Source organism: Akkermansiaceae bacterium, assembly GCA_017798145.1.
In the GTDB taxonomy this organism is placed as follows: Bacteria; Verrucomicrobiota; Verrucomicrobiia; order Verrucomicrobiales; family Akkermansiaceae; genus Luteolibacter.
Genome location: CP059069.1, coordinates 236,040 through 261,041 on the forward strand (window position 1 = coordinate 236,040; position 25,002 = coordinate 261,041).

18 protein-coding genes are annotated in these 25,002 nt (G+C 59.4%); 8 read left to right on the top strand and 10 right to left on the bottom strand.

The window, feature by feature from the left end:
* Window positions 1-101: 101 nt before the first annotated feature.
* The 4 genes from HZ994_01045 to HZ994_01060 form a co-directional block, all read right to left on the bottom strand.
* The gene (locus HZ994_01045) at window positions 102-3,851 is read right to left on the bottom strand and encodes a phosphoribosylformylglycinamidine synthase (GenBank protein ID QTN30970.1); all 3,750 of its coding nucleotides are present in this window, start codon (window positions 3,849-3,851) and stop codon (window positions 102-104) included.
* A 98-nt stretch (window positions 3,852-3,949) separates the two neighbouring features.
* The gene (gene rho / locus HZ994_01050; GenBank protein QTN30971.1) at window positions 3,950-5,635 is read right to left on the bottom strand and encodes a transcription termination factor Rho; all 1,686 of its coding nucleotides are present in this window, start codon (window positions 5,633-5,635) and stop codon (window positions 3,950-3,952) included.
* A 288-nt stretch (window positions 5,636-5,923) separates the two neighbouring features.
* Entirely contained in the window at window positions 5,924-6,538 is a 615-nt protein-coding gene (gene can, locus HZ994_01055) for a carbonate dehydratase (GenBank protein QTN30972.1), read from the bottom strand.
* A gap of 47 nt (window positions 6,539-6,585) precedes the next feature.
* The gene (locus tag HZ994_01060; GenBank protein ID QTN30973.1) at window positions 6,586-8,091 is read right to left on the bottom strand and encodes a hypothetical protein; all 1,506 of its coding nucleotides are present in this window, start codon (window positions 8,089-8,091) and stop codon (window positions 6,586-6,588) included.
* A gap of 50 nt (window positions 8,092-8,141) precedes the next feature.
* Here HZ994_01060 and HZ994_01065 point away from each other — a divergent pair, with 50 nt between their 5' ends.
* The 6 genes from HZ994_01065 (at window position 8,142) to HZ994_01090 (ending at window position 13,759) form a co-directional block, all read left to right on the top strand.
* The gene (locus tag HZ994_01065) at window positions 8,142-9,128 is read left to right on the top strand and encodes an SMP-30/gluconolactonase/LRE family protein (GenBank protein ID QTN30974.1); all 987 of its coding nucleotides are present in this window, start codon (window positions 8,142-8,144) and stop codon (window positions 9,126-9,128) included.
* Window positions 9,129-9,182: 54 nt separating this feature from the next.
* Window positions 9,183-9,449 carry a hypothetical protein gene (locus HZ994_01070; protein QTN30975.1) on the top strand — a complete coding sequence of 89 codons (267 nt, stop codon included), beginning with the start codon at window positions 9,183-9,185 and terminating at the stop codon, window positions 9,447-9,449.
* 195 nt (window positions 9,450-9,644) lie between these two features.
* The gene (locus tag HZ994_01075; GenBank protein QTN30976.1) at window positions 9,645-11,354 is read left to right on the top strand and encodes a 30S ribosomal protein S1; all 1,710 of its coding nucleotides are present in this window, start codon (window positions 9,645-9,647) and stop codon (window positions 11,352-11,354) included.
* A 142-nt stretch (window positions 11,355-11,496) separates the two neighbouring features.
* The gene (locus HZ994_01080) at window positions 11,497-12,201 is read left to right on the top strand and encodes a hypothetical protein (GenBank protein ID QTN30977.1); all 705 of its coding nucleotides are present in this window, start codon (window positions 11,497-11,499) and stop codon (window positions 12,199-12,201) included.
* A 65-nt stretch (window positions 12,202-12,266) separates the two neighbouring features.
* On the top strand, window positions 12,267-12,983 hold the full coding sequence (locus tag HZ994_01085) for an ankyrin repeat domain-containing protein (protein ID QTN30978.1): 717 nt from the start codon (window positions 12,267-12,269) through the stop codon (window positions 12,981-12,983).
* A gap of 197 nt (window positions 12,984-13,180) precedes the next feature.
* Complete coding sequence (locus HZ994_01090; GenBank protein ID QTN30979.1) at window positions 13,181-13,759, top strand: hypothetical protein; 579 nt, start codon at window positions 13,181-13,183, stop codon at window positions 13,757-13,759.
* Window positions 13,760-13,773: 14 nt separating this feature from the next.
* On the opposite strand, the gene HZ994_01095 is transcribed toward HZ994_01090, so the two are convergent.
* Window positions 13,774-14,178, bottom strand: a complete 405-nt coding sequence (locus HZ994_01095) for a peptide chain release factor-like protein (GenBank protein ID QTN30980.1) — start codon at window positions 14,176-14,178, stop codon at window positions 13,774-13,776.
* 69 nt (window positions 14,179-14,247) lie between these two features.
* On the opposite strand from HZ994_01095, the gene HZ994_01100 reads away from it, so the two are divergent.
* The gene (locus HZ994_01100) at window positions 14,248-16,758 is read left to right on the top strand and encodes a c-type cytochrome (protein ID QTN30981.1); all 2,511 of its coding nucleotides are present in this window, start codon (window positions 14,248-14,250) and stop codon (window positions 16,756-16,758) included.
* Between the two features lie 49 nt (window positions 16,759-16,807).
* Window positions 16,808-17,389, top strand: coding sequence for a Uma2 family endonuclease (locus HZ994_01105; GenBank protein ID QTN30982.1), 582 nt, complete (start codon window positions 16,808-16,810; stop codon window positions 17,387-17,389).
* Between the two features lie 79 nt (window positions 17,390-17,468).
* Here HZ994_01105 and HZ994_01110 read toward each other — a convergent pair whose 3' ends face one another.
* The 5 genes from HZ994_01110 to HZ994_01130 all read right to left on the bottom strand — a co-directional run bounded on the left by HZ994_01110 (window position 17,469) and on the right by HZ994_01130 (window position 24,915).
* Entirely contained in the window at window positions 17,469-20,183 is a 2,715-nt protein-coding gene (locus HZ994_01110) for a family 78 glycoside hydrolase catalytic domain (GenBank protein ID QTN30983.1), read from the bottom strand.
* Between the two features lie 6 nt (window positions 20,184-20,189).
* Window positions 20,190-21,944, bottom strand: a complete 1,755-nt coding sequence (locus HZ994_01115; protein ID QTN30984.1) for an alpha-L-rhamnosidase — start codon at window positions 21,942-21,944, stop codon at window positions 20,190-20,192.
* A gap of 66 nt (window positions 21,945-22,010) precedes the next feature.
* Entirely contained in the window at window positions 22,011-22,187 is a 177-nt protein-coding gene (locus HZ994_01120; protein ID QTN30985.1) for a hypothetical protein, read from the bottom strand.
* A gap of 7 nt (window positions 22,188-22,194) precedes the next feature.
* Complete coding sequence (locus HZ994_01125) at window positions 22,195-23,625, bottom strand: hypothetical protein (protein QTN30986.1); 1,431 nt, start codon at window positions 23,623-23,625, stop codon at window positions 22,195-22,197.
* A gap of 24 nt (window positions 23,626-23,649) precedes the next feature.
* Window positions 23,650-24,915, bottom strand: a complete 1,266-nt coding sequence (locus HZ994_01130; protein ID QTN30987.1) for an L-rhamnose isomerase — start codon at window positions 24,913-24,915, stop codon at window positions 23,650-23,652.
* Between the last annotated feature and the right edge of the window lie 87 nt (window positions 24,916-25,002).

The following is a 25,002-nucleotide window of genomic DNA, read 5'->3' on the forward strand; positions in this document are numbered from 1 at the left end:
GCATCAAGGAATTTCCGTCAGAGCGTGCGCCGCAAGCCGGATTGTCGCCCGATCCGATGCAAAGCAGCCAATAGGGGAATGCAGATGGCTCCCGATTCGGATCACCCAAAGTAGCGAACTCCCGCATCAAAAATCGGCTGGCGCTTGTTTCCGGGGATGTTTTTCGCAACGCCTTCGGAGAAACGCTCGGAGTGGGCCATTTTCCCGAAAACCTTGCCGCAGGGTGAGGTGATGCCTTCGATGGCGGCGAGGGATCCGTTGGGGTTGAAGGGGTGCTCCATGGTCGGGTTCCCGTCAGGGTCGCAGTATTGGCTGGCGATCTGGCCCTTTGCGGCGAGTTGGGCGAGGGTTTCCGCGGATGCGAAGAACTTGCCCTCGCCGTGGGAGACGGGGACGGTGTGGATTTCGCCGACGTTCATGTTGGCGAGCCATGGGGAGGAGTTGTTGGCGACGCAGGTTTGGACGTATTGTGAAATGTGGCGGGATATGTCGTTGTGGACCAGTGTGGGCGAGGAGGCGTCGGTTTCCATGACCTTGCCGTGCGTTGCGAGGCCGGTCTTGATGAGTGCCTGGAAGCCGTTGCAGATGCCGAGGATGAGGCCGTCGCGGTTTTCGAGGAGGTCGGAAATTGCATCGGAAATCCGCGGGTTGCGGAGGATGGTGGCGATGAATTTCGCGGAGCCGTCGGGTTCATCGCCTGCGGAGAAGCCGCCGGGGATGAAGAGGATCTGGGACTTCTTGATTCCTTCGGCGAGGGCGGCAATGGACTCGGCGATGTGGGCGGGGGAGAGGTTGCGGAAGACCTCGATGTCGGTTTCGGCGCCGGCGCGTTGGAAGGCGCGGGCGGAGTCGTATTCTGAATTTGTTCCCGGGAAGGTGGGGATCAACACCTTCGGTTTCGGGTGCCGGGTGCCGGGTGAATGTTGGGCCGTCGAAGAGATTTGAACCGCCAAGACGCCAAGTTCGCCAAGGGAAGATTCCGGTTTGGTGGGATAGACGGGTTCGAGGGTTGCCGTGAATGCGGATTCGAGTTCTGTCAGGGAGTGGGTTTCGTCGTTGATTGCGAGCGTTGGCGAGGAGCTTGTCGTGCCGATGTTCCTGGAATGGGGAAGGGAAAGGTCGGTTCCGTGCTCGATGAGGAATGCGAAGAAGCGCGGCGCGAGCGGAGCTTCGATGTTGGAGCCTACGAAGCCGATCCGGTTGCCGAGGCACATTTTCGTGAGCGCGGCGGCGATGCCGGGTTTGCCGATGTGGTGGAGCGACAGGATCTTTCCGCCCTTATTGAGGGAGTGAAGGGATTCCGCGATTTCCCTGATCACTTTGAAATCGGGAAGTCCGTTTTCGAGGAACGGCGTTTCCACGATGGAGACCGTGGATCCCGGTTTCTTGAACTCCGGGGAGATGGCGAGCGATGCGAGGCCGGGAGCGAGGGCGAAGGAAACGAGGGTTGGAGGCACATCGAGCTCGTTGAAGGATCCGGACATCGAGTCTTTCCCACCGATGGCTGCGAGGCGCAGCTCGTGCTGGGCGCGGAAGGCTCCGAGGAGCGCGGCGAAGGGCAGTCCCCAGCGGGCGGGATCGTTGCCGAGGCGCGGGAAATATTCCTGCAGGGTCAGGCGGATGTCGGAGAGGCGAGCGCCAGCGGCGACGGCCTTGCAGACGGATTCCGTGACAGCGAATGCAGCGCCGTGGAAGGGGGATTGCTCGGAAAGATACGGATCGAAGCCCCAAGACATGTAGGTCGCGGAGTCGGTTTCGCCTTCCATGAGGGGGAGTTTGGCGACCATGGCATCCGGGGGGGTGATCTGGTGCTTGCCGCCGAATGGCCAGAGGACGGTGTTGGCGCCGACGGAACCGTCGAACATTTCGCCGAGGCCTTTCTGGGAGGAGATGTTCAGGGACTTTAAGTGATCGGTGATCGGTGAAAAGGGAGCGGTGGAAGTGATGCTGGCTGGGGTAGACACGTGGATCTTAGCGGTCTGCTGGACACCGTTGGTGTCGAGGAAGGAGCGCGAGAGATCGACGATGGTCTTGCCGCGCCAGGTCATGACGAGGCGGCCGGAGTCGGTGACGTCGGCGACGTGGACGCATTCGAGGTTCTCTTTGTCGGCCTCGGCGATGAAGTAGCTGATCTCCGATGGATCAACGCAGACGGCCATGCGTTCCTGGGACTCGGAAATGGCGAGTTCGGTGCCGTCGAGGCCGTCGTATTTTTTCGGGACGGCATCGAGGTTGATGACGAGGGAAGGGGCGATCTCGCCGATGGCGACGGAGACCCCGCCCGCTCCGAAATCGTTGCAGATCTTGATCTTGCGGGTGAGTTCCGGGTTGCGGAAAAGACGCTGGATTTTCCGCTCTGTGGGGGCGTCGCCCTTCTGGACTTCGGCGGAGTTCTCGAGCGCGGTGTCGGTGTGTTCCTTGGAGGATCCGGTGGCTCCGCCGACTCCGTCACGGCCGGTGCGGCCGCCGATGAGCAGGATGACATCGCCCGGCGAGGGGCTGCCGCGGAAGACGTTGGAGCGCGGGGCTGCAGCGACAACCGCACCGATCTCCAGGCGTTTTGCGACATAGCCCGGATGGTAGACCTCCGCGACCTGGCCGGTGGCGAGGCCGATCTGGTTCCCGTAGGACGAGTAGCCGTGCGCGGCGACCTGGCAGATCTTTTTCTGAGGGAGCTTACCCGGGAGGGTTTCGGAAAACGGTGTGAGCGGATCGCCCGCGCCGGTGACACGCATCGCCTGATAGACGTAAGAGCGGCCGGAAAGGGGATCGCGAATGCAACCGCCGAGGCAGGTTGCGGCACCGCCGAATGGCTCGATCTCGGTGGGGTGGTTGTGGGTCTCGTTCTTGAACTGGATCAGCCATTCCTCTTCCGAAGGATTTTGAACCGTCAAGTCGCCAAGGGAAGACCCTGCCACTGAATCTTTTTGAGAGTTGGATTTTGAGATTTGGACTTTGACGACGATGGAGGCGGCGTTGATTTCCTCGGAGATCTCGAGGTTGTCGAGTTCGCCGGAGGCTTTGAGTTCGCGCATGCCGATGAGGGCGATGTCCATGAGGGTGACGGGTTTGTGGTCACGGCCCAGCTTTTTGCGGACGTTGCGGTAGATCCCGTAGGTTTCCTCGACGACATCGGAGCCAGGGGCGAAAGTGATGTCGTCGATGGCGGTGAGGAAGGTGGTGTGGCGGCAGTGATCGGACCAATAGGTGTCCAACATGCGGATCTCGGTGAGCGAGGGCGCGCGGCCTTCCTCGTCGCGGAAATATTTTTGGGTGAAGGCGATGTCGGCCTCGGACATGGCGAGGGACATCCTGCTGCGGATGGATTCGGGGTTTTCTGTTAGAAACGCGTCAAGGGTGGAGACATCCTTTGGCTGTTCGAGAGGGGGGCGACCGAAGATCGCCCCCACTTCGACCTCGTGGGAATCTACCGGGTTGATGACATAGGATTTGATGGCGGTGAGATCGCTATCCGAGAGATCGCCTGTGAGAATGACGATCTTTGAGGAAAAGACGGTGGGCTTTTCCTTGCCGGTGAGGATCTGGATGCACTGGGCGGCGGAGTCCGCGCGCTGGTCGAATTGGCCAGGGAGGTATGAGTAGGCGAAGGAGCGCTCGTTTGCCGCAAGGCTCAGGGAGGTGGAGGTGGTGTCCACCTGCGGCTCGGAAAGGATTTGCCCCGAGGCCTGTTCGAACTCCACATCGGTGACGCCCTCGATATCGTAGCGGTTGAGGAGTCGCAGTGAGGCGATTCGGGGGAGTGCCAGGGATTCGCGGAGATCGTGCAGAAGGTGGCGCGATTCGGAGGCGAAGGGTGGGAGTTTCTCGACGAAGAGGGTGTATGGTTTCAAGATCTCAAACTTTAAATTCCAAACTTTAATGAAGAAGAAATGCGCTGCGCGGATGGGTAGAAGCCGGCAGGGGGCACGGCTCTCCAGAAGGGCTCGCCCTAGCCTTTGATTTCCAGTAGCATCTGTGGGTTGTTGGGGAACTTCTTGATGAAGTAGAGCAGGCGCTCCATGGCCTCAAAGGGGCGGTGGCCGGAGAGGCCGCGACGGATGAGGTGGATCTTGTGGAGTGTGTGCTCGGCAAGCAGGAGTTCCTCGCGGCGGGTGCCGGATTTGAAAATGTCCACGGCGGGGTAGATATAGCTTTCGGCGATCTTGCGGTCGAGAACGAGCTCCATGTTGCCGGTGCCCTTGAACTCCATGAAGATCGCTTCGTCGGCGCGGGAGTTTGTCTGGATGAGGGCGGTGGCCAGGATGGTGAGTGAGCCTGCCTCGCGGGTGTTTCGCGCGGCGGCGAAGAGGCGGCGCGGAACCTCAAGGGCGCCGATGGTGATGCCGCCGGAGCCGGTTGCGCGACCACGCCCGCCTTTTCCGCTGCTCATGCTGCCGTTGTAGGCGCGGGCGAGGCGGGTGATGGAGTCCATGAGGAGGAAGACGTGCTGACCCGCCTCGACGAGGCGCTTGGCTCTCTCGATGGCGAGCTCGGCGATGCGGCAGTGGTTGCGGGTGGCCTCATCGTTGGAGGAGGCGTAGATCTCCGCGCCGGGGAGGGCGCGGCGGAACTCGGTGACTTCCTCCGGGCGCTCATCGACGAGGAGGATCATGAGGTGGATCTGCTCGTCGTATTTTTCCCGGATGGCCTCGGCCATGTGGAGGAGGAGGGTGGTCTTGCCGGAGCGGGGCGGGGAAACAATGAGTCCGCGCTGGCCGCGGCCGACGGGCGATACGATGTCGATGACGCGGGTGGTGTAGCGGTCGGGTGTGGTTTCGAAGGCGATGCGCTTGTTCGGGTTGATTGCGGTGAGTTCGTCGAAATGGGGGAGCAATGCCGCCTCTTCGGTTGGGAGCCCGTTGACTTGGTCGATCTCCACAAGCTGCGGGCCGCGGTTGCTGGCCTGGTATTTGCCGTGGAGCCATTGCCCGTGGCGGAGGGCGTGGCTGCGGATCATCTCCGGTGAGATGAAAATGTCTTCCTTGGCCTGCTCGTAATTCGTCCCAGGCATGCGCAGGAAACCGAAGCCCTTGGGGGTCATCTCAAGGATGCCGTTCGCCTCGACAAGCGGGCCGTCGAGGATGGTGGCGGAGCGGTCTTCCTGCTGGCGGTCGTTGTTGCGTTCGGTTCGGTTATCGTTGCGTTCGTTGCGGCGGTCGTTGCGCTGGTTGTGGTTGGCTCCCCGGTTCTGGTCTCCTCCGGATTGGTCGCGGCGGCGCTTGCGCTTTTCGCGGCGTTTCTTGGAGCGGGACATGGGCTGGCCGTCGTTGCCGGGGTTCTGATGTACGGGGCCGCCGCCTGGGACACGGCCGATTCGTGGATTGTCCTGTGGCGGGTTGTTTTGGGGGGTGGGTTCCGGCCTATCGCCGGCTTCGGCTTTCGGCTGCGGTGTCGGGAGAGGGATTGGGGCTGGAACTTCGGCTGCTGCAGGCGCCGGCGACTCGGCGGCAGGCAGGGCGGCTTGCTTGGAAGCTATTTTTGTGGCGACAACCTTCTTGGCCGCTTTTTTTGCCACGGCCTTTTTCGCAGCGGATTTCTTGGCGGCGGTTTTCTTGGCAGCGGTCTTGCGGGCGGGTTTTGCAGCCTGTTCCGCAGGGGGGCTATCGAAAAGGTCGTCGGTGGTGTTTTTGCTCATTCGTGTGAGTGTATGGGGAAATGGTTCGGTGTGTTCCGAGGGTGGTTTGGCAAAAGGAACCGCTGGTGATGTGAAAATACACCGTAGGCCTTGGGAAAGGGGACGGGGTGGGCATCGGTTTCCTTGTCGGTGGATCCGGCTGCGTCAGCGGGATGGGGACGTGGGAGACGACTGCCAGTGTGGTGACCGCGGAGGAAATCCGAAAGCCGCCTACCGTCGTGACAACACCTGATGAATGATATGCGGACAGCCTTTTGGCAATCCTAAAAAACAGGAGGATTCCGGCGCTCACTCACCGCCGATGTCCGATGGCGATGAGATCGGCTTGCGCAGTGGGGTTAGGATTCCCTGATCCAGGCGGTAGATCCATGAGTGGATGGCGAGTTGCTGGCCGCGCTCCCAGGCGTCCTCCACGATGGTGGTGCGGGCTACGTGACGGGCTTGCGAAAGGACGTTGAGCTCGCAGAGGCGGTCCAGTTTGGCTCCGTCTTCCAGGCCCGAGAGTTCATCCTTGTGGCCGCGCGTCAGAGCACGGATGGGGGCAAGCCAGTTGTCGATGATGCCGTGGCGGAAGTTTTCCAGCGCTGCCTGGACTCCTCCACAACCGTAGTGGCCGCAGACGATCACGTTGCTGACTTTCAGGACATCGACGGCATACTGCAGGACGGCGAGCACGTTGAAATCCGTTTCCTGGACGACGTTTGCAACGTTGCGATGGACGAAGACCTCGCCGGGGGGCAGGCCGGTGATCTGGTTTGCCGGGACGCGTGAGTCCGAGCAGCCGATCCAGAAATACCGAGGGTTCTGCTGCTGAGCCAGGCGGGTGAAAAACTCCGGATCGCCTTTGCGCATTCGCTCCGCCCATAGGATATTGTTTTCGATGAGTTGGTCGATGCTTTCCATGGGCTGCGCCCACTGTTCCGAAAACCCGGCGATGTATCCAGAAAAAATCAGGTGGCCTTGGCATCGAACTCCGCCTTGGCCGCCTTTCGGCACTCCGCAACGAAGTGGTTGCAGGCCTCGCGGCAGAGGAGGGGGATGGCATTGGTTTCTTCCGTCCCGCCGGGGATCCCGTTGAAACGGGAGGCTTCGCTGTCATCGAGCGGCGTATCCTGATCGAGCTGCCAGAGAATCTTCTTTGCGCAATTATGGGCGGGCCCGCAGACTTTTTGGATGAGTTTCTGGGCGCCCGCATCGCTGATCGTCCCTGCGTAGCGGTACATCCCGGTCTGGCGTGCCAGCTTATCGCGGAGATTCTCGATGGGTAGCGCGCCATCCCTGTGCTTAATGAAAAGTGCGGTGCAGCCGGGATAGAATTGGTCAAGTGCGCGGAGAAGGTCTTGCTCGCCATCCAGCGTCATGATCCAGCCGCGTTTCAGGTTGGTCTTGCCTTTCGTGAATCGGTATTCGCCGTCCTCCGCATAGGTTGAGATGTCACGCGCCGCATCCGGGCCGCGATGGTGGTCGAGCCCGCCGAACGCCGGTTGGGTGGCCAGTTCCCCATCATCGATGTGATGGAGGGCATAGGGGAATTCGCAGAGATCCCGTTGTATCCAAATCTGGCCGATCTGGTGAACCCCTCCACGGACAAGCTGTTTCAGGTGCGTGGGGAGGGTCATCGCGCCGCTAGCTTGGGATGGGGAGGGTTTGTGTTTCTCATCGAAATCGGAGACCTGGTCGAGGATCACATCCGCCATGAGCGGCTCGGTGCCAATGGCCGAGGAGTAGTAAAGGTTCTTGCCCCGCAGTTTGTTCGGGTTGTTGCGGAAAACATCCGTCTGGCTCGCCGCCGGGCCGGACCTCCTTTCAAGCCCAAGCAAAACCGGGATGTCCTGGAAGGAATGCAGCCCGTCGGAGATGAAGAAGGGAACGACAACCACATTGTTCGTATCCGCCATCTTGTCCCATTCCGCGATGAACGGCTGCTCCTCCATGTAGGCGTCCGTCACCAGCGCATATCCCGCACCGGAGGCGGCGATGAGATCCGCCTGATCCTTGATCGCCTTCGTCGAGTTCTGGTTCAGTCCCGTGCCGTGCCCGGTGATGATGAGAGTGGTGTCGGCGGGGTCGGCGTCCGGCGCGACTTCCTTGGCGCGGCGCAAAATGAGCCCCGTCATCGATGGATGGACGCCCACCGGCAGGGTGTAATGAAGCGTTTTCCCGTCACGCACCGTGGTCGGGCCGTCGAGCTGCAGCTCCCTGGGGATCACGTCCTGGGTGAAGTAGCCCTCGCTGATGAAATCCGGGACAATGTAGACTTCCGGCGCATCAATCATGAACAGCGCCTCGCGCATGGATGGTTCCTCTTTCCAGAAACAGACATGAACCTCCGCGAAGAGCCCGCGCTTCCTGATCTCGTCCGCATGATCGAAGTAGGGTGTCGATGAATCGGGGTTCTCGGTGGAGCCGTGGCCGACGATGAGCAGGGCGGAATTCGGTTTCTGTGCAAAAGGCATGTCGGAAAATGGCGGGCCGCAGCAGGATTGCAAGCGATGGAATGCCCTTGATGCCGGTTGGCAACGCCGCTTTCCTGTTGATCGTGAAATCCGCCACCTTGCTGTTCCTCTTCGCCATCGCATCGGTACATGCGGAAATGTCCTTCGAGCGGCTCGATCCTGCCTTTGACATGCTGATCCCCGCCGATGCCGAAATCAAGGTGCTTGCCACCGGTTTCAAATGGGCTGAGGGGCCGGTCTGGGATGTGGAAAACGGCGAACTGCTTTTTTCGGATGTGCCGAACAACGTGATCCACGCATGGGACGGTTCAAAGATCCGCGAGTTCATGCGCCCGTCCGGCTACACCGGGCTGAAGGGTTATGGCCGCGAGTCCGGGTCGAATGGCCTCACCTTCGACGCCCAGGGGCGCCTTATCCTTGCGGAGCACGGCGACCGCCGCGTTTCCATCCTCACCAAGGGCGGCGGGAAAATGACGCTCGCAGACCGTTTCGAGGGGAAGCGTTTCAATAGCCCGAACGATGTCGTCGTTCATTCTTCCGGAGCCATCTACTTCACCGACCCCATTTACGGCCTGCCGAAAGGAGAGGACGATCCCCTGCGGGAAATCGGTTTCTGCGGTGTTTATCGGATCGGCACGGACGGGGGCGTTTCCCTGGTCACAAAGGAATTGGAGCGCCCCAACGGTCTCGCTTTTTCCCCGGACGAGAAAACCCTCTACGTCGCAAATTCGCACGGACCGCGCAAGATCATCCTCGCGGTTTCGATCAACGCCGACGGCGGTGCGGCGGGGCAAGGGGTGTTCTTCGATGCGAAGGAGCTTGAAGGCAAGGGCTCCATGGACGGCCTCAAGGTCGATCCCTCTGGCAATCTTTGGGCCACCGGGCCAGGCGGGCTGCTGGTAATTTCACCGCAAGGGAAGCTCCTCGGCAGGGTGCTGACAGGAAAGGCAACCGCGAACGTCTCCTTCGGCGGGAAAAACAGCAAAACTGTGTTTTTGACAGCACACGACACTCTGCTTAGCGTTCCCCGTAACTAGGGAAAATTCGCCATACATTGAATATCCCCGCACCAACACCGTCCCAAGAAAACCATGAAAAAGACAGTCACCATGCTTCTTGCAGCTGCCATCGCTTTCGCCGGCACCAGCTGCACCACCACCTATGATGCCTACGGGAATCCGCGCCAAAGCGTCGATCCCGGCACTGCCGTTGCCGGCGCCGCAGCCGTCGGCGTGCTCGGATATGCCCTCGCCAAAGACAGGGACAAGGACAAGAGGAACGACGCCTACCGCAGCGGCTACTACGACGGTCGCTCCCGCGGCTACTACGACCGCCGCGGCCACTACCACCGCTATTGATGGCCCCGAGCCGAATCATGCAGCGTTTCACACTGCATCTTTGGGCTTGCAAACGGGGGGCTGACCACTAGGTTCGCCCTCCGTTTTTCTTTTGTCTGGCGAGCGGTTGGAGCCCCGGTGCCCGTCAGACGCCATCTTTTCCGGGGCAATTGTCGGAAGGAAAACGCAACCAACTAACCAAACAACTAACCAAATATGAGTACTGCAATCGCAGAACCAACCAACCAGGAGCTCAGCGACCTGATCGATTCCAAATTCACCGAATTCCGCGAGGGATCCATCGTGAAGGGAACCATCCTGGAAATCCGCCCACAGATCGTTCTTGTGGACATCGGCTACAAATCCGAGGGAGCCATCCCGTCCAACGAGTTCGAGGACGATGATATCGAAGTGGGCGACGAAATCGAGGTTCTCCTCGAGCGCCTCGAAAACGACGAGGGCATGGTCGTTCTCTCCAAGGAAAAGGCCGCCTACAAGCAGAACTGGGACAAGATCGTCAAGGTCTTCCAGGACGGCGGCCTCGTGCGCGGGAAAGTCAAATCCGTCGTCAAGGGTGGCCTCACCGTCAACGTCGGTGTCGAGGCATTCCTTCCCGGCTCGCAGGTGGACATCATCCCGCCGAAGGATCTCTCCGAATACGTCGGAAACGTTTACGAGTTCAAGATCGTCAAGGTCAACGACGAGCGCAAGAACATCGTCCTCTCCCGCCGCGAAGTCATCGAAGCCGAGCGCTCCGAGCAACGCCAGGCGTTCCTCCAGACGGTCAAGATCGGCGACAAGGTCGTCGGCGCGATCAAGAACCTCACCGACTTCGGCGCATTCGTCGATCTCGAGGGCATGGACGGACTCCTCCACATCACCGACATGTCGTGGGGCCGCATCAACCATCCGTCCGAGCTGCTCCACATCGGGCAGTCCGTGGATGTAGTCATCCTCGACGTGGACAAGGACAAGGAGCGCGTTTCCCTCGGCCTCAAGCAGATGTCCGACAACCCGTGGGAAGACATCGAGCGCAAATACCCGATCGGCCAGCAGGTCAAGGGTCAGGTCACCAAGCTCCTGCCGTACGGCGCGTTCATCGAGATCGAGCGCGGCGTCGAAGGCCTCGTGCACGTTTCCGAGCTCAGCTGGGTCAAACGCATCACCCGTCCGTCCGATGTTCTTGAACTCGGCCAGGAAATCGTTGCGGTCGTTCTCGGCATCAGCATCGAGGAGCAGAAGATCTCCCTCGGTGTCCGCCAGCTCGAAGGCAACCCATGGGACGAGATCGAGCTCCGCTACCCTGTCGGCGCGACCATCACCGGCCCTGTCCGCAACCTCACCGCCTATGGCGCATTCGTAGAGCTTGAGGAGGGAATCGACGGAATGATCCACGTATCCGACATGTCCTGGACCCGCAAGATCAACCACCCGTCCGAAGTCCTCAAGAAGAACGACGAGATCGAGGCCATCGTCCTTGCCATCGACAAGGCGAACCAGCGTGTCTCGCTCGGCATCAAGCAGACCGAGAACGACCCATGGTCCGCCATCGACGACCGCTTCAAGGTCGGCGATCTCGTCAAGGGCAAAGTCGCGAAGATCGCTTCCTTCGGTGCCTTCGTTTCCCTTGAGGGCGACATCGACGGCCTCATCCACATCTCTCAGCTCAGCGAGGATCACGTGGAAAAGGTCAAGGACGTGATCAAGGTCGGAGACGACATCGAAGCCCGTGTCATCAAGGTGGACAAGGTGGAGCGCCGCATCGGCCTCTCCATCAAGGCCGTCGGCTACTCCGAGGAGCAGCTCAAGAAGGAAAGCGCCAGCTTCGAGTCCCTCAAGCCATCCTCCGAGATGGTCGGCCTCGAGCAAGCGTTCAACCTCGCCGCCGCCGCCTCCGAAGAGTGGAGCCCGGGCGACGAAGACTGATTCAAATCCGCACCGGAGAGATCCGGTGTGTGACTTTCAAAAAGCCGGGCAGGTTCTCCTGTCCGGCTTTTTCTTTGACCATCCGCAGGTTTTGCGTGAATTCCATGTATCCTCCCGGGCAAATCGTGCGATTGTGCTCTTCATGAAGGCAATCCTGATGCTTCTCGTGCTATCCGCCGTTGCCCATGCCGCCCCGAAGCAGATCCGGGTTTTCGTGGCGCTCTGCGACAACAAGACCCAGGGGATCGTCCCGGTCGGGGAGAAGATCGGGAACGGCGATGATCCCGATGCGAACCTTTACTGGGGATGTACGGATGGACTGGCCGTTCATTTCAGGAAATCGGAAAACTGGAAACAGGTGAAATCCGAGAAGGACGTATCGAAGGCGATACTACGCCGCCTGACCTTCAAGCACACGGCGGCTGACATCGAATTGGTCGCGGATGCCTACCGGGGATCCGAAATGGGTGCCTGCATTGTCGATTTCGAGAAGGCTGCGGCTGGCGGGAAATACGACCCCGTCGCCTTCATCGGACACAACGGGCTCATGGATTTTCCAATTGATCCGCCCGCCAAGGTCGAAGGCAACGATACGGATGTGGCCGTGTTATGCTGCCTGAGCGAATCCTATTTCAAGAAGCGCCTCGAAGCTCTCGGTTGCAGGCCTGTGCTGATGACCAGGCAGCTCATGTATCCGGGTTCGTTCATCCTCTCGTCCTCCATCGAAAGCTGGCGCAAAGGCGAGGGTAGGGCGGAAATTCGATCTGCGGCAGGCCGGGCGTATGCAAAGAATCAGAAGATATCGGCCAAAGCCGCGACCGGGGTCTTTGCGGATCTCGGAGAATGACTAAGACTAACATAACAATTATGAGAGTTTCCGGGAAACGGATATGGATCGTCCTCGCTTGGCTATTGCTGGGATTTCTTGTCGCAGTTGCCGCAGCCGCGATCATGGTTTGGTGGCCTGATGCGAATCGACTCACCGGCTACTCGGCCAAAGGCGACATCAAGGGGGTTCGGCTATGCATGAGGCTTGGCGTGGATTTGAATGAGCCAAGCCGGTGGGGTTGGACCCTCGGCAATACCGGCGAAACCCCTCTCACCGCCGCTGCGAAACACGGTCGTGTGGATGTGGTTAGATACCTGTTGGCACATGGCGCTAGGATCAATCAGCCGGATGGGTTTGGGGACACGGCGATCATCAAAGCATGCTTCAGCGGGGATTTGTCATTGGTCGCGTTGCTGGTCAAGGAGGGTGGCGACCCTGCGTTCAAAGGGGAAAGCCACACGGCCATGCACCTGGCGGCGGCACTGGGGCATGTCGATATCGTGGAATTTCTTTTGAAAGCGGGATTGCCCGTCGATATCCCGGATAAGAACGGAAGACCGCCGCTGTATGCTGCATCGAGGAGCGGGAATCTCGAAGGTGCGCGCTTTCTCGTGGCGCACGGTGCGATCGAAAAGCTGGATGCGGTTTCCAAAAGGGAACTGATCTACGATCTTCGTTCGATCATTGGCCAGAGCAAGAGAGACCACGATGAGTATGCGGAAAAGAACGGGTGGCCTGCGGGAAGCGACGGGAAGTCAGAGGCCCGGCAACAGATACTTAGTTGGCTCGAGGAAAAGTGAATCCGCCCTGATCAAATCCGCCACGTGGCGATGCGGTGCGCGACTTTCACAAACGCCGGGCCGGGGAACCTGCCCTTTGTTGTCCGTCCATATCGGGGATGGTTCCGCCGGTTGGCCGCACAAGTGGATCGACAGTATCGGCCATTTGTTTTTTTCTCCGGAGAGTGATCAGGAAGTTGCTGAGTTTCATCCGTCATATGCGCGAACCGGTCTATGAGGATCCGAAGGCTTCGCGTTGGGCCGATCTATACCAGAGGCGAGCCAGGCTGACAGGGGAATTACCGGAGCCGGAAATACTGGCCCGGTTTGGGATTCCGGCCGATGATCCCTTTTGGAAGGAAGACAATGCCAATCCCTGGAAAGGATTTGCTGTAAACCTCAGCGTTCCCATGGCTTCCGCCCTGCAGGCCGCCGGTCCCGGAGATATGGGCATCGTTGGGCGCGATGATTTCGGGCGTTCCGTCACCAATCTCCCTCTCGCAGAGACCTCGCCCAGGTTCTATTTCGGGTTCGAGAAGAACATGTACCGGCTTGAAGGGACTGGCCGCAGCATCGCGATCAGCGAATTCATCTGGAAGGTGTCCCGGGTATTCCGCGAATTGCTTTTGAAGGCCGAGAACGAGCCAGAAGAGATTCCGGAAGAGGATGATGACGAGGAGGAAGAAGAAATCGATGAACCGATGAGCTACAGTCCTGCCGACTATACTATCCATCGCATATCATGGAATCCAAGGCAGCAAACTTGGTATGTTATGACGGAACGGACTGCAGAGTGAGTCGCTGGACGGACTCACTCAGCCGGCGGCCTGCGCAGCGCTTTCTTATCCGAGAGCTTCCGCTTGTCCGCGACGGAGCGCTGCTTGGAGCGCCGCGATCTCTGCCGTTTCTGGCGGCGTAGCTTCTCGATGGCCTGGGATTTCGCGGAGGCTTTCCCGTTGGCGATGGCATCGATCTGATCGCACAGCTCGCGGCGGGCGAGGAAACGGTTCATTTCCCGCGAGCGCTCCATCTGGCACTTGATCGCGATGCCGGTGGGCAGGTGTTTCAGGAAAACGCAGTTCGAGGTCTTATTGATTTTCTGGCCGCCCGCGCCGGAGCCGCGCACGAATTTCTCAAGCAGATCTGCGGGGTCAATTCCGAGCGAAGCCATCCTCTGTTCGAGGGCGTTGGATTTTTCCGGCGAAGGTAGGTTCATTGGGCTTTTTTTCTGGAAATGTGTTTTTCTGTTGAGAGATCGTAGGTGTCCGGGGAGTATCTTCCCACAATGAAAAACACAGTTCTTGGAGTGTTTGCAGCCGGATTCGCATTCAGTGTCCTCGCTCAAGCGGAAGTTACGGACATGACGGCGGATTTCAAGGTTGCCGCTGGTTTCAAGCTGGAAAAAATCCATGATGTTACCAAAGACGAGGGAAGCTGGGTGGGCCTGACGGAAGACGACAAGGGTCGGCTCATTGCAACGGATCAATACGGTGGGCTTTTCCGTATTACCGTTCCGCCGCTGTCCGGCGGGCAGACGAAGGTGGAGGCGCTTGATATCGCGGTCTCGGGCGGACACGGGGTTCTCTGGTTCAAAGGCAAGCTTTACATCGTGGTCAACGAGAACGTGAAGAAGAACCCGTCCCAGACAGGCGTGTGGGTTGTCGAGGATAAGGGCGATGGCTGGGGCACGCCGGAGCTTTTGAAGGGCATCAAGGCGGGCGGTGAGCACGGCATTCACTCGCTGGTCGTATCGCCTGACAAGGAGTGGCTCTATCTGGTATCCGGAAACTACGGCCAGCTCCCTGATCTTTCCGACTCCTTCCCCGCAAAGGTCTGGGAGGAAGACCAGCTGCTACCAAAAAACAAGGATGGCCGAGGACACGCGGCAAACGTGAACGCGCCCGCCGGCTGGATCACAAGGTTCAGGCCGGACGGCTCCGACTGGCAGCTCGTCTCCATGGGCCAGCGCAATACCTATGACGCCGCCTTCCACGACAACGGCGAGCTTTTCTCCTACGATGCGGACATGGAATGGGACTTCGGGATGCCATGGTACCGTCCGACGCGCATCATTCACGCTGTCCCCGGCACGGAGCAGGGCTGGCGCAATGGCAGCGGAAAATGGCCGGAGTATTACGAGGACAGCGTCAAGCCTGTGCTCAACATCGGGCCGGGATCGCCGACGGGTGTGGTGGCCGGCCGCGGCTTCAAGGCACCTGCGAAATACCAGCAGGCCATCTATGCGCTGGACTGGACTTTTGCGACAATTTACGCGCTGCACATGACGCCGGATGGTGCCTCGTACTCCGTGGAGAAAGAGGAATTCGTGGCCGGTGCCGGGCTGCCCGTGACGGATGCCGTGATCGGCAGGGACGGTGCCATGTATTTCGCCACCGGCGGGCGCAAGGGGGTGTCGCATCTGTGGAGGGTGATCTACACCGGCAGCGAGCCGACCGCTCCGCAGCCTGCGGCAAAGGCGGTGCATGAGGTGCGTGACAAGCTTTCCGAATATGTCCGGAATCCGAAAAGCGCGGATGGTGCGCTGGTATTGGAAAACCTCGGCTCCGACGACAGGACACTGCGCTTTCTCGCCAAGGCCGCGCTTGAGCGTTTCCCCAACACCGATTGGGCACCGCGCATTGCGGAGCAGGAGAATCCATGGACACGCATCATGGGCACCATGGCCATGGCCAGGATGGATGGGAAGAAGCACCGCGACCTCGCCCTGAAAATTCTCATGGATACCGGTTGGGAGAGCCTTTCCCTCCAACAAAAGCTCAACTGGCTGCGTTCCGCCGGGCTTGTGTTTATCCGTGGCGGTGAGCCGTCGGATGCAGAGCGCAAAGCGGTGATCGCGAAGATCGACAAGTCGTACCCCTCCGATGAGCGGACGCTCAATTTCGAACTGGCGCGTATGCTCTGCTACCTCCAAGCACCCGGAGTGGTGGCGCGGACACTGAAACTGATGGACGAAGCTCCCGCGGAGCAACCAGAGCCGTGGCAGGATCTTGTGGAAAGGAACTCCCGGTATGGCAAGGACATCAACGAGGTGATGAAGAACCAGCCGCCACGCACGCAGATCCATTATCTCTACTGCCTGCGTGCCGTGAAGGGGCCGTGGGGTCCCGGAGAGCGGAGACGCGCATTCAACTGGTTCCGCGAAATCGAGAGCCGCAGAGGAGGCAACAGCTATGCACCGGCTATCGCGATGATACGCCAGCAGATTTATGATAACGGCACGGAGGATGAGAAAAAACTCTTCGCCGCCGATGCCAAGGCTCCCGCCAAGGCTCCCAAGGCGCTTCCACCCGTCCAAGGGCCAGGCCGTGCCTGGACTATTGAGGAGGTGGTGAAAGTTACCAGCGAAGGGCTGGAAGGCCGCGATAAGGCCAAGGGGCAGGCGATGTTCGAGGCTTCCCTCTGCTCTGCCTGCCACAAATTCGGAACGGAAGGTGGCGCCCAGGGCCCGGATCTGACGAATCTTGCGGGTCGTTTCTCCGCCGAGGATCTTGCCCATTCGATTATCGAGCCGAGCGAGGTGATTTCCGACCAGTATGAGTTCACGGAAATCATCACCCACGACGGCAAGACAACCGTCGGGCGCGTGCTCAACGAGCAGGATGAGATCCTTGTGATCGGCATCAACCCCTTCGATTTCGCACAGCAGATCGAGATCAGCCGCGCCGATATCAAATCCATCGCACCCTCCAAGGTATCCCCGATGCCACCCGCGATGATCAATCGTCTCAATCCGGACGAGCTGAAGGATCTCTTCGCCTACCTGTTGGGCAAGTGAGGAATTGCTGGGGACTTGCAAATGCGGGTGATCCCGCCATGCTACTACCATGACAGCGTTGGTAAAACATGCGAACATCTCCGTGGAGGAGTATCTGGAGGGAGAAATCCTTGCGGATGTTCGCCATGAATACATTGGCGGGACGGTTCATGCGATGGCTGGCGGGACTAACAATCATGCGGAAATATCAGCCAATACGATAGGAACCCTTTTCGGATACCTGAAGGGAAAGCCATGCAAGGCTTTTACCAGTGACACGAAAGTCCGCCTCGAGCTCTCAGACCACACTCGTTTCTACTACCCTGACGTGCAGGTCGTTTGCGATTCCAAATCAGGTACCTCCCATTATCAGGACAGACCGGTGGTGATCATTGAGGTGCTCAGTAAATCCACCCGCCGCACCGATCTCGGTGAAAAGCGCGATGCGTATCTCGCCATCCCGACTCTCAAGGTCTTGCTCTTTATCGAATCCGAGGCGGAGACGGCATTGGTCTTGCGGCGCAAACCGAGCGGGGGATTTGCCGAGGAGTTTTACACCGGCAGGGAGGCGGTCATCGCGCTAGCGGAAATCGAGGCGGCACTGCCGCTGGCGGATGTCTTCGATGGGATCGTTTTCCCTGAAAACGCCTGAACCTGAGACCGGTTTCGCAGGCACCCCGATGATGCCGGAAACTTCGGCAGTCAGGGAGTGGAGCCTGGGAATCTTTTGCTCAGCGGGCTGTGTATTTCCCGCTGAAGCTATAGGTGCCTGAGCCGATGGATTTCGGGATGTCAGCCGAGTCGATGGGTAGCGCCACTGAGGCGGAGGCATTCGGTGGGATGGTGATTTCCACGGAGAAATTGTCGCCCTTGATCTTCCATGAGCATGAGACCTTGCCGTGGCGTGTGCCGGTGGAGACGGAGCACTGTTTGATGGTGCCGGTGGGGCGGGGGGCGATGCGGATCTCATCGTAGCCGGGTGTGAGGAGGTCGATGCCGCCCAGCTCGGAGAACATCCATTCGGAGACTGCGCCGAAGGCGTAGTGGGAGAAGGAGTTCATGCCGGGATCGTGGACGCCTTTGCCGGCGACATAGCTGTTCCAGCGTTCCCAGATTGTCGTGGCTCCGTTCTCCACCTCGTAGCCCCAGCTTGGGTATTCTTTCTGCTGCATCAGGATGCCGGATAGGTCGTGGTGGCCGGTGGAGGAAAGGGCTGGCAGTAGGGGGCGGGTGCCGAGGAATCCGGTGGACATCTTGTTGCCGTTGTCGCGGATCAGCTTTGCGAGGTGTGCTCCGGTTTTGACGCGCATATCATCTGGGATGAGGCCGAGTTTGAGACTCATCGCGTAGGTGCTCTGGTTTGCGACATCCAGCGATCCGTCTTCCTTGAGATGGATTTTCTGGAAACTGGCGAGTAGTTCCGTATGGCGTTTTTTCCAGAATTCCTGCCTGTCCGTTTTTCCGATGACCGCCGCCATTTCCGCCATCAATCCGGCATCGTGGGCATGGTATGCGAGGTCGATGAACTCGATGGGGGTCTTTGGTTCGTAAAGGGATAGCCAGTCACCGTAATTGGAATCGCCCTTGGCGGTTCCCTTCATCTGCGGATCGCGGTCGGCACGGAATTTCATGAATTTCTCCATGTTGTCCCAGTGCTCGGAGATCACCTGTGTATCGCCATAGACGCGCCAGATCGTCCATGGGCAGATGATGCCCGCATCGCCCCATGCAGATGCGAACTTATCGTTCGGGCGGACAAAAGGGCGGGGGGCGAAGTTAGGGTATGCGCCCCATTCCCATTGGTCGTCGTTGAGATCGCGGAGCCACTTCGTGTAGAAGGAGGCGATATCCGCGTTGTAGGTTGCGGCGCGGACATAGATCTGTGCGTCGCCGGTCCAGCCCATGCGTTCGTCGCGCTGTGGGCAGTCGGTGGGAACATCGAAGAAGTTTCCGCGCTGGGTCCAGGTGATGTTCGAGTGGAGTTTGTTGAGCATCTCGTCGTCGCACACGAACTCGCCGTGGAAGGGGGTGTCTGAATGGATGACGACGCCGGTGACCGCATCCTTGTCAGGTTTCCCGGGGAAGCCGGTGAGCTCCACATACTGGAAACCGTGGTAGGTGAATTCGGGAGTCCAAGTTTCCCCGGCAGGATCGCCCTTCAGGATGTAGGTGTCCACGGTGCGGGCGCAGCGCAGGTTCTCGGTGGAGAGGCGGCCGTCGTTGTGCAACACCTCGGCGAAGCGCAGTGTGACCTTATCGCCGGCTTTGCCCTTGACCTTGAGCCGCACGACTCCGGAAATGTTTTGGCCTAGGTCGAAGATGAATGTTCCCGGTTTGTGCTCGGTGACAGATACCGGCGTGATCTCGCGGATTGCACGGACGGGGACGCCAGGATGCGGATCGATGGCTCCCTTGCTGCCCTTGTGGATTGCGACTGGTTTCCATGAGGAATCGTCGAAGCCGGGTATTGACCAGCCGGGTATTTCCTCGCGAGCGTCATAGGTTTCCCCCATGAGGATGTCGGCTTCCTTGTAGGGGCCGAGGGCGGATTTCCATGATTGGTCGGTTACCACGGAGGCTTTGCTGCCATCCGAATACTCGATGTCGAGGCGTGCCTTGAGGGCGGGATTGATCCCGTAGTAGTAGCGACCCATGGCATTCGGGTCTGGCTCGGGAAATTTCACGAAGAGGCCGAAGGCGAAATAGCCGGAATACCAGCCGTCCGCGAGGGTGGCGCCGATCACGTTCTTGCCGGAGCGGATGTCTTGTGTGACGTCATAAGTCAGGGAATTGATGCGGTGATCGTAACTCGTCGAGCCGGGAGCCAGGAACCAATCGCCGATGCGTTTGCCGTTGATCTCAACGGTGTGGACGCCCAGCGAGGTGATGTGGAGCCTGGCCTTGGCCACTTCCTTGGGCGACTCGAATTCCTTGCGGAGATGTTTCGCGGGGGTGAGAACAAGCGTTCCCCTATCCTTGTCGTTGGCGAAATTCTGGACGTTTTCCTTGGTCTTGTGTGAGGGATTTTCCGCGGCTTCGATCCATTCCGCCTGCCAGTCTTCTGCTGCCAGCAGGCCTACCTCAAAGGTCGCCATCTCTGACCATGGGCCAGGTTCGGTTTCGCCCGCGATCCATGAGCGGACGCGCCATGTTGTGGAGCTGCGGGATGTCAGCGGCTTGCCTGCGTAGGGGATAAGGGATGTGTTGGAGGATTCCACTTTTCCCGTGGTCCAGAGGTCGGCGGCACCGGGCTTGGTGGAAACCTCGATCTCGTAGGCGGTCTGGCGGATGTCCTTGGCATCGCCTGCGGCAAGCTGCCAGGAAAGGCGCGGGGTGACGGTGCCGAGCGCGAGCGGATTCTCGAGATGCTCGGCGCGCAGCTTTTCCGGAGTGACGGCGGCGGCGGAGAGGCACGAGAGTGCGACGAGGAGGAAAAGGGATTTCATTTTCTGTTAGGGTTTCACTTGTTCGATGCCGGCGGGAAGTTCCACCGTGGATTTGATGCTGCCGTCTGCCTGTTTATCATGGCGGACTTTGATTGGTCCCCTCGGCGTGGGGTAGGTGCCTTCCGCCCATTCGAGGTTTCCGAGATTGGGTGCGATCACGACCTGCGCGCAGCCTGGGGCGACGGGTCTGACACCAAGCACGTTTGCGCTCAGCCATGCTGTCGGGCCACCCGCCCAGCCGTGGGCGAAGCTGTGGCGGAAGCCGATGTAGCAGTGTGCTCCGAAATCGCCGTGGAGATCCTTTTTCCCGGGCGGGACGATCTCGTCGATGCGGCCTGCGTTTTCCGTCCATGCGAGATCGAAGTCTTCCCAGAAGGTGGTTGCGCCGAAATCTAACATCCCGCCCCAGTATTGGCTGATGAAATCGAGGCCGGTCTGGATGTCGCCGGATTTGGCGAGGGCGTTGAGGACATAGAAACCGTAGAACGTGCTGAGATCCTTCGGGCCGTCCTTTTTGAGTGTGCCTTCGGAAACCTGTTTTGCATCGCGCAAGCCAGCGAGGGATAGGAGGGCGGCGGGGGATTTGCGGCCGCTGGATGCGGGGCTGTGTTTGCGGAGCTTCGCGGCGGTGGCATCACAGAGCGCGGCGGTTTCCTTGTCTCCGAGGATGGTGGAAAGGCGGGAGCCGCTTTCCATTGTCATTGTCATCATCGCCTGCAAGCCCTCGTGGACGGCGACCTTGTCATCAGCAGTTGGCCAATCGAGGAAGCGGTGTCCGTCGAGGGTTTCTTTCCCATCCGCATCGACGAAGGTGGATAGGCGTTTCAGCAGATCTGTTAGGTAAGGTTTCTGCGCGGTGAGATAAGGCAGGTTCCCGTGGTGGAGATACCAGTCCTCATGAATGATGACCCACCACATCGAGTAGGAGCTGATCCCGTTCATCCAGTCCGTGACGGGGGTGACATCGCGTATCATGTCGAGGCTCTTTGGGACGACCTCGTTGTATCCGAACACGGAATTGATGATGCTCACCTCCGGATGCATGTCGCCGAGCCAGACAAGGCGGTCGCGCTTGATGCCGTCCCAGAGGTATTCCTGCATGTTGAGGTGGACTGTGTAAGCCCCGGTTTCCCAGATTTTGTTGAGCCTCTCATCGGAGCATTTGAAAGAGCCGATGTATGGCACATCGCGGAGCGTCAGGATGGCCTGGATGTGGCTGAGCTCTGCGGGGATCTTCGCATCGGCGTTGTCGATGCGGACAAAACGGAATCCGCTGGGGCCGAGGGTGGTTTTTCCAAGCCACGGGATCTTCACGGTCATGTCGCGCAGCGCGTGGTCGTTCTGTGCGCCGCGCTCGCCGATCTCTGCCATGGTTTCCGCCACGGATTCCCCGAAGCGTATGCGGAGCGAAGGCATGTCCTTGCTTTTGGTGAGGGTCGTGAAAAGCTCGATGGAGCCGGTGATCTCAACGCCGAAGTCGATCACCACCGCGCCGCCGGGCTGGAGCATAAGCGGCGGGGAGGGTTCCTTGAGGACAGCCTGGCCGGAGTGTGGTTTGAGCAGGTTTTGCTCGTTGGAGACACCTTTCTCCGATTTCCAGACAATACGGGTCGGCTGGATGACGAAAGAGGTGAGGGGCGATTTTTCGGCTTTTTCTTTGAGGGCGGGCGGCAGGGCGTTGGCTAGGCCTTGGACGAGGAAAAAGAGGAAGAGGAACCGCGGATTTACGCGGATGCACGCGGATGAAAGACGGGTGTTCATGGATACGGGGAAGGGTTTCTGAAAACCCTTTGCAGAGAAAGGGGGAAACAAACCCCCTTCTCCATGTTACTCGGATTTCATCCAGAGGGATGCGCTGACGAACCAGATGAAAGTCCCTGCGAGAAGGAGCTGTGTCATCAGGTCGGCCTTGATCGTACCGCTGAAGTGGAGCAGGGGCGGGGCGACGATGAGCAGTAGGGAAACCCAGCTGACGGGTTTTGCGATGGTGAGTATGGTTTTCATAAAAGGATCAGGCATGGGATTTGTTGGAGAACATGATTTTTCCGAGGATCACATAAAGGATGGCCGAGGCGATCCATGCGGGGATGACGAGATAGGCTGCGAAGACACCTTTTGACAGGATCAGCCACAATCCGGGAATGGCCGGAATCAGCCATGCGAGCAGCACAGCGATGTTGAATCCCGATCTCGTGGCATCCGCCGCATCCTCCAGGAAGCCGAGGCGTTTCGCGAGGTAGTGGTTCACGAAAATGATCGCACCCATGGGGCCGAGGATCATTCCGTAGGTTCCGACGAAGCCGAGGAGCTGGGCGGAGAGGTTGGGGAAGGCTCCGGCGACGGTTGCGACGATGCCTGCGAGGATCACGCCTGTTACTTTCGGTGCGCCTTTGAAAAGGCTCTGGAAGGCGAGGCCGGCGCGGTAGATGGTCGGGTTCGCGGTGGTCCAGCCTGCGATGACGACGACGATGATGCCGGTCCAACCGAGGGCGTTCCATGCGAGGAAGCCGGGATCCGCCTGGACCTTTCCGTTCGCATCGAGCGAGGCGGCGGGATTCGTGGCGATGAGGGCGGCAAGCAGGAGCGCGGCGCAGATCCATGCCATGTAGTGGCCGAGGAACATCCCGACGGCCGGTGCCCAGCCTGCGGATTTGTTTTTCGAGAAACGGAAGATGGAGAGATCCGCCATCCCGAAGTGCATTGCGGCATTGCAGAGCCAGGAGAAGATGATGATTTTGCCGAGCCCGAATTCCTGCGGGCCGTTCTTGGTTTGGACGAAGGAGACGCCGTCGTTCCAGATTGTATTGAGGGCGCTGAACGAATGGGCATCCATCTGGGCGAGCGAAACGATGCCGCAGGCGGCGAACACAAGGATCATCCACGGTGCCGCGATGTTCGCGAAACGGGCAACGGTATTGTATCCCGCCGCCGCGACCACTGTGATGACAACCCCGACCACCGCGACGATGGCCGTGAAACCGAAACCGCTCAGCCCGAAGGTGGCTTCCGGCACGACAAAGCGTGTGTTGAAAGGGATCCCCACTGCTGAGGCGGAGACGGTGATCATGGCACCTGCGAGGAAACAGAAGAGTATGCCGTTGGTGATGTTGTAGATCTTGACCATGTTTCCGCCCGCGATTTTCTCAAGCTGGTAGTAGAGCGTGAGGCGGCGGTTCATCGCGATGGGCACCACCAGGAAACGCCATGTCAGGACTGCGAGGATGTTCCCGATCAGCAGGCCTACGGTCAGATCCATGAGGCTGGCACCTGCGGCCAGGAATAGCGGCCCGATCATGAATTCGGTTCCGGCGGCGTGCTCGCCGGCATACATGCCCCAGAAAGCCTTTGGCCCTTTCTGGGCCTTTGCAGGCACGGGTTCGCGTTCGTATTCACCTCCGACGATTTCTTCGACGGCTTCCGGATCGATGTGGACGTTTGACATATGGGTTTTTGTTAGATTCTGAAATTATCGCTTCGAGAGGACTTCGGATTCGTATTGTTTGGTTTCCTTCATCCAATCCATGCCTACAGGGACTCCCTGGGTTTCGCAATAACGATCCCACACCGCGCCCCAGGGCATGGTTTTGAGTTCCTCCATAAGCGCGAGGCGGGTGGTGAGGTCTCCGGCTTTTTCCGCGTCCCTGAGGGCGGCGGGTTCGAGCAAGGCCATTAGCAGGGACTTGAGGGTATTGCGGGTGCCTATCGTCCAGGCGGCTATGCGGTTGATGCTGGCGTCGAAGAAATCGAGGCCGATGTGGGTGCGGGGGAGGAGGTTGTTGCGGACAAGCTCGGCGGAGATGGATTGGAGCGCATCGTCGAGGGTGACGACGTGGTCGCTGTCCCAACGGACGCCGCGGCTGACGTGGAGGAGGATTTCCGGCACATACATGAGCATCGTGCCGAGCTTGTCGGCGATGCCCTCGGTGGGGTGGAAATGCCCGGCATCGAGGCAGAGCAGCTTCTGGTTTTTCACGGCATAGCCCATATAGAATTCGTGCGAGCCTACGACGTAGCTCTCGCTGCCGATTCCGAAGAGCTTGCACTCCACGGCGTCTAACATGTGCTTCGGGTTCTGTTTTTTGGAGAACACTGCATCGAGGGATTTCTCTAGGCGCTGGCGGGGCGAGACCCGGTCAACCGGGGTGTCCTTGTAGCCGTCCGGGATCCAGACATTCATCACGCTGGGGGAGCCGAGAGCCTTGCCCATCGCGGCGGAAATCTCGCGGGAGCGCTGGCAGTGCTCGATCCAGAAATCGCGGATGCCTTTTTTCGCATGGGAGAGGGTGAAGCCATCCGCGGCCTTGGGGTGGGCGAAGCAGGTCGGGTTGAAATCCATGCCCATGCTTTTCGCCTTCGCCCAGTCGATCCAGTTTTGGAAATGCTTGGCCTCGATCTGATCGCGATCCACTTTCTTGCCGCCGAACTCGCCGTAGAAGGCGTGGAGGTTGAGGCGGTGCGTGCCGGGGATGAGGGAGAGGGCTTTGTCGAGATCGGCGCGGAGTTCTTCCGGGGTGTTGGCTTTTCCTGGATAATTTCCTGTCACCGCGATTCCGCCGCTGAGTCCTTGCCCGGTGTTTTCAAATCCGCCGACGTCATCGCCCTGCCAGCAGTGGAGAGAGATCGGGATCCCAGAAAGGCGTTTCATTGCAGCCTCGGTATCGACGCCCATTTCTGCGTAACGTTCTTGGGCTTGGGAGTAGGACTGGGCGATGCTTTTGGGTTTTCTGGACATGGGAAGTTGGGTTTTTAGTTGCGAGTGATTGCGATGCTAGGGCAGAAATCCGAGAAAAACCTCCACACTTCCGCCAAAAAGAAGCAC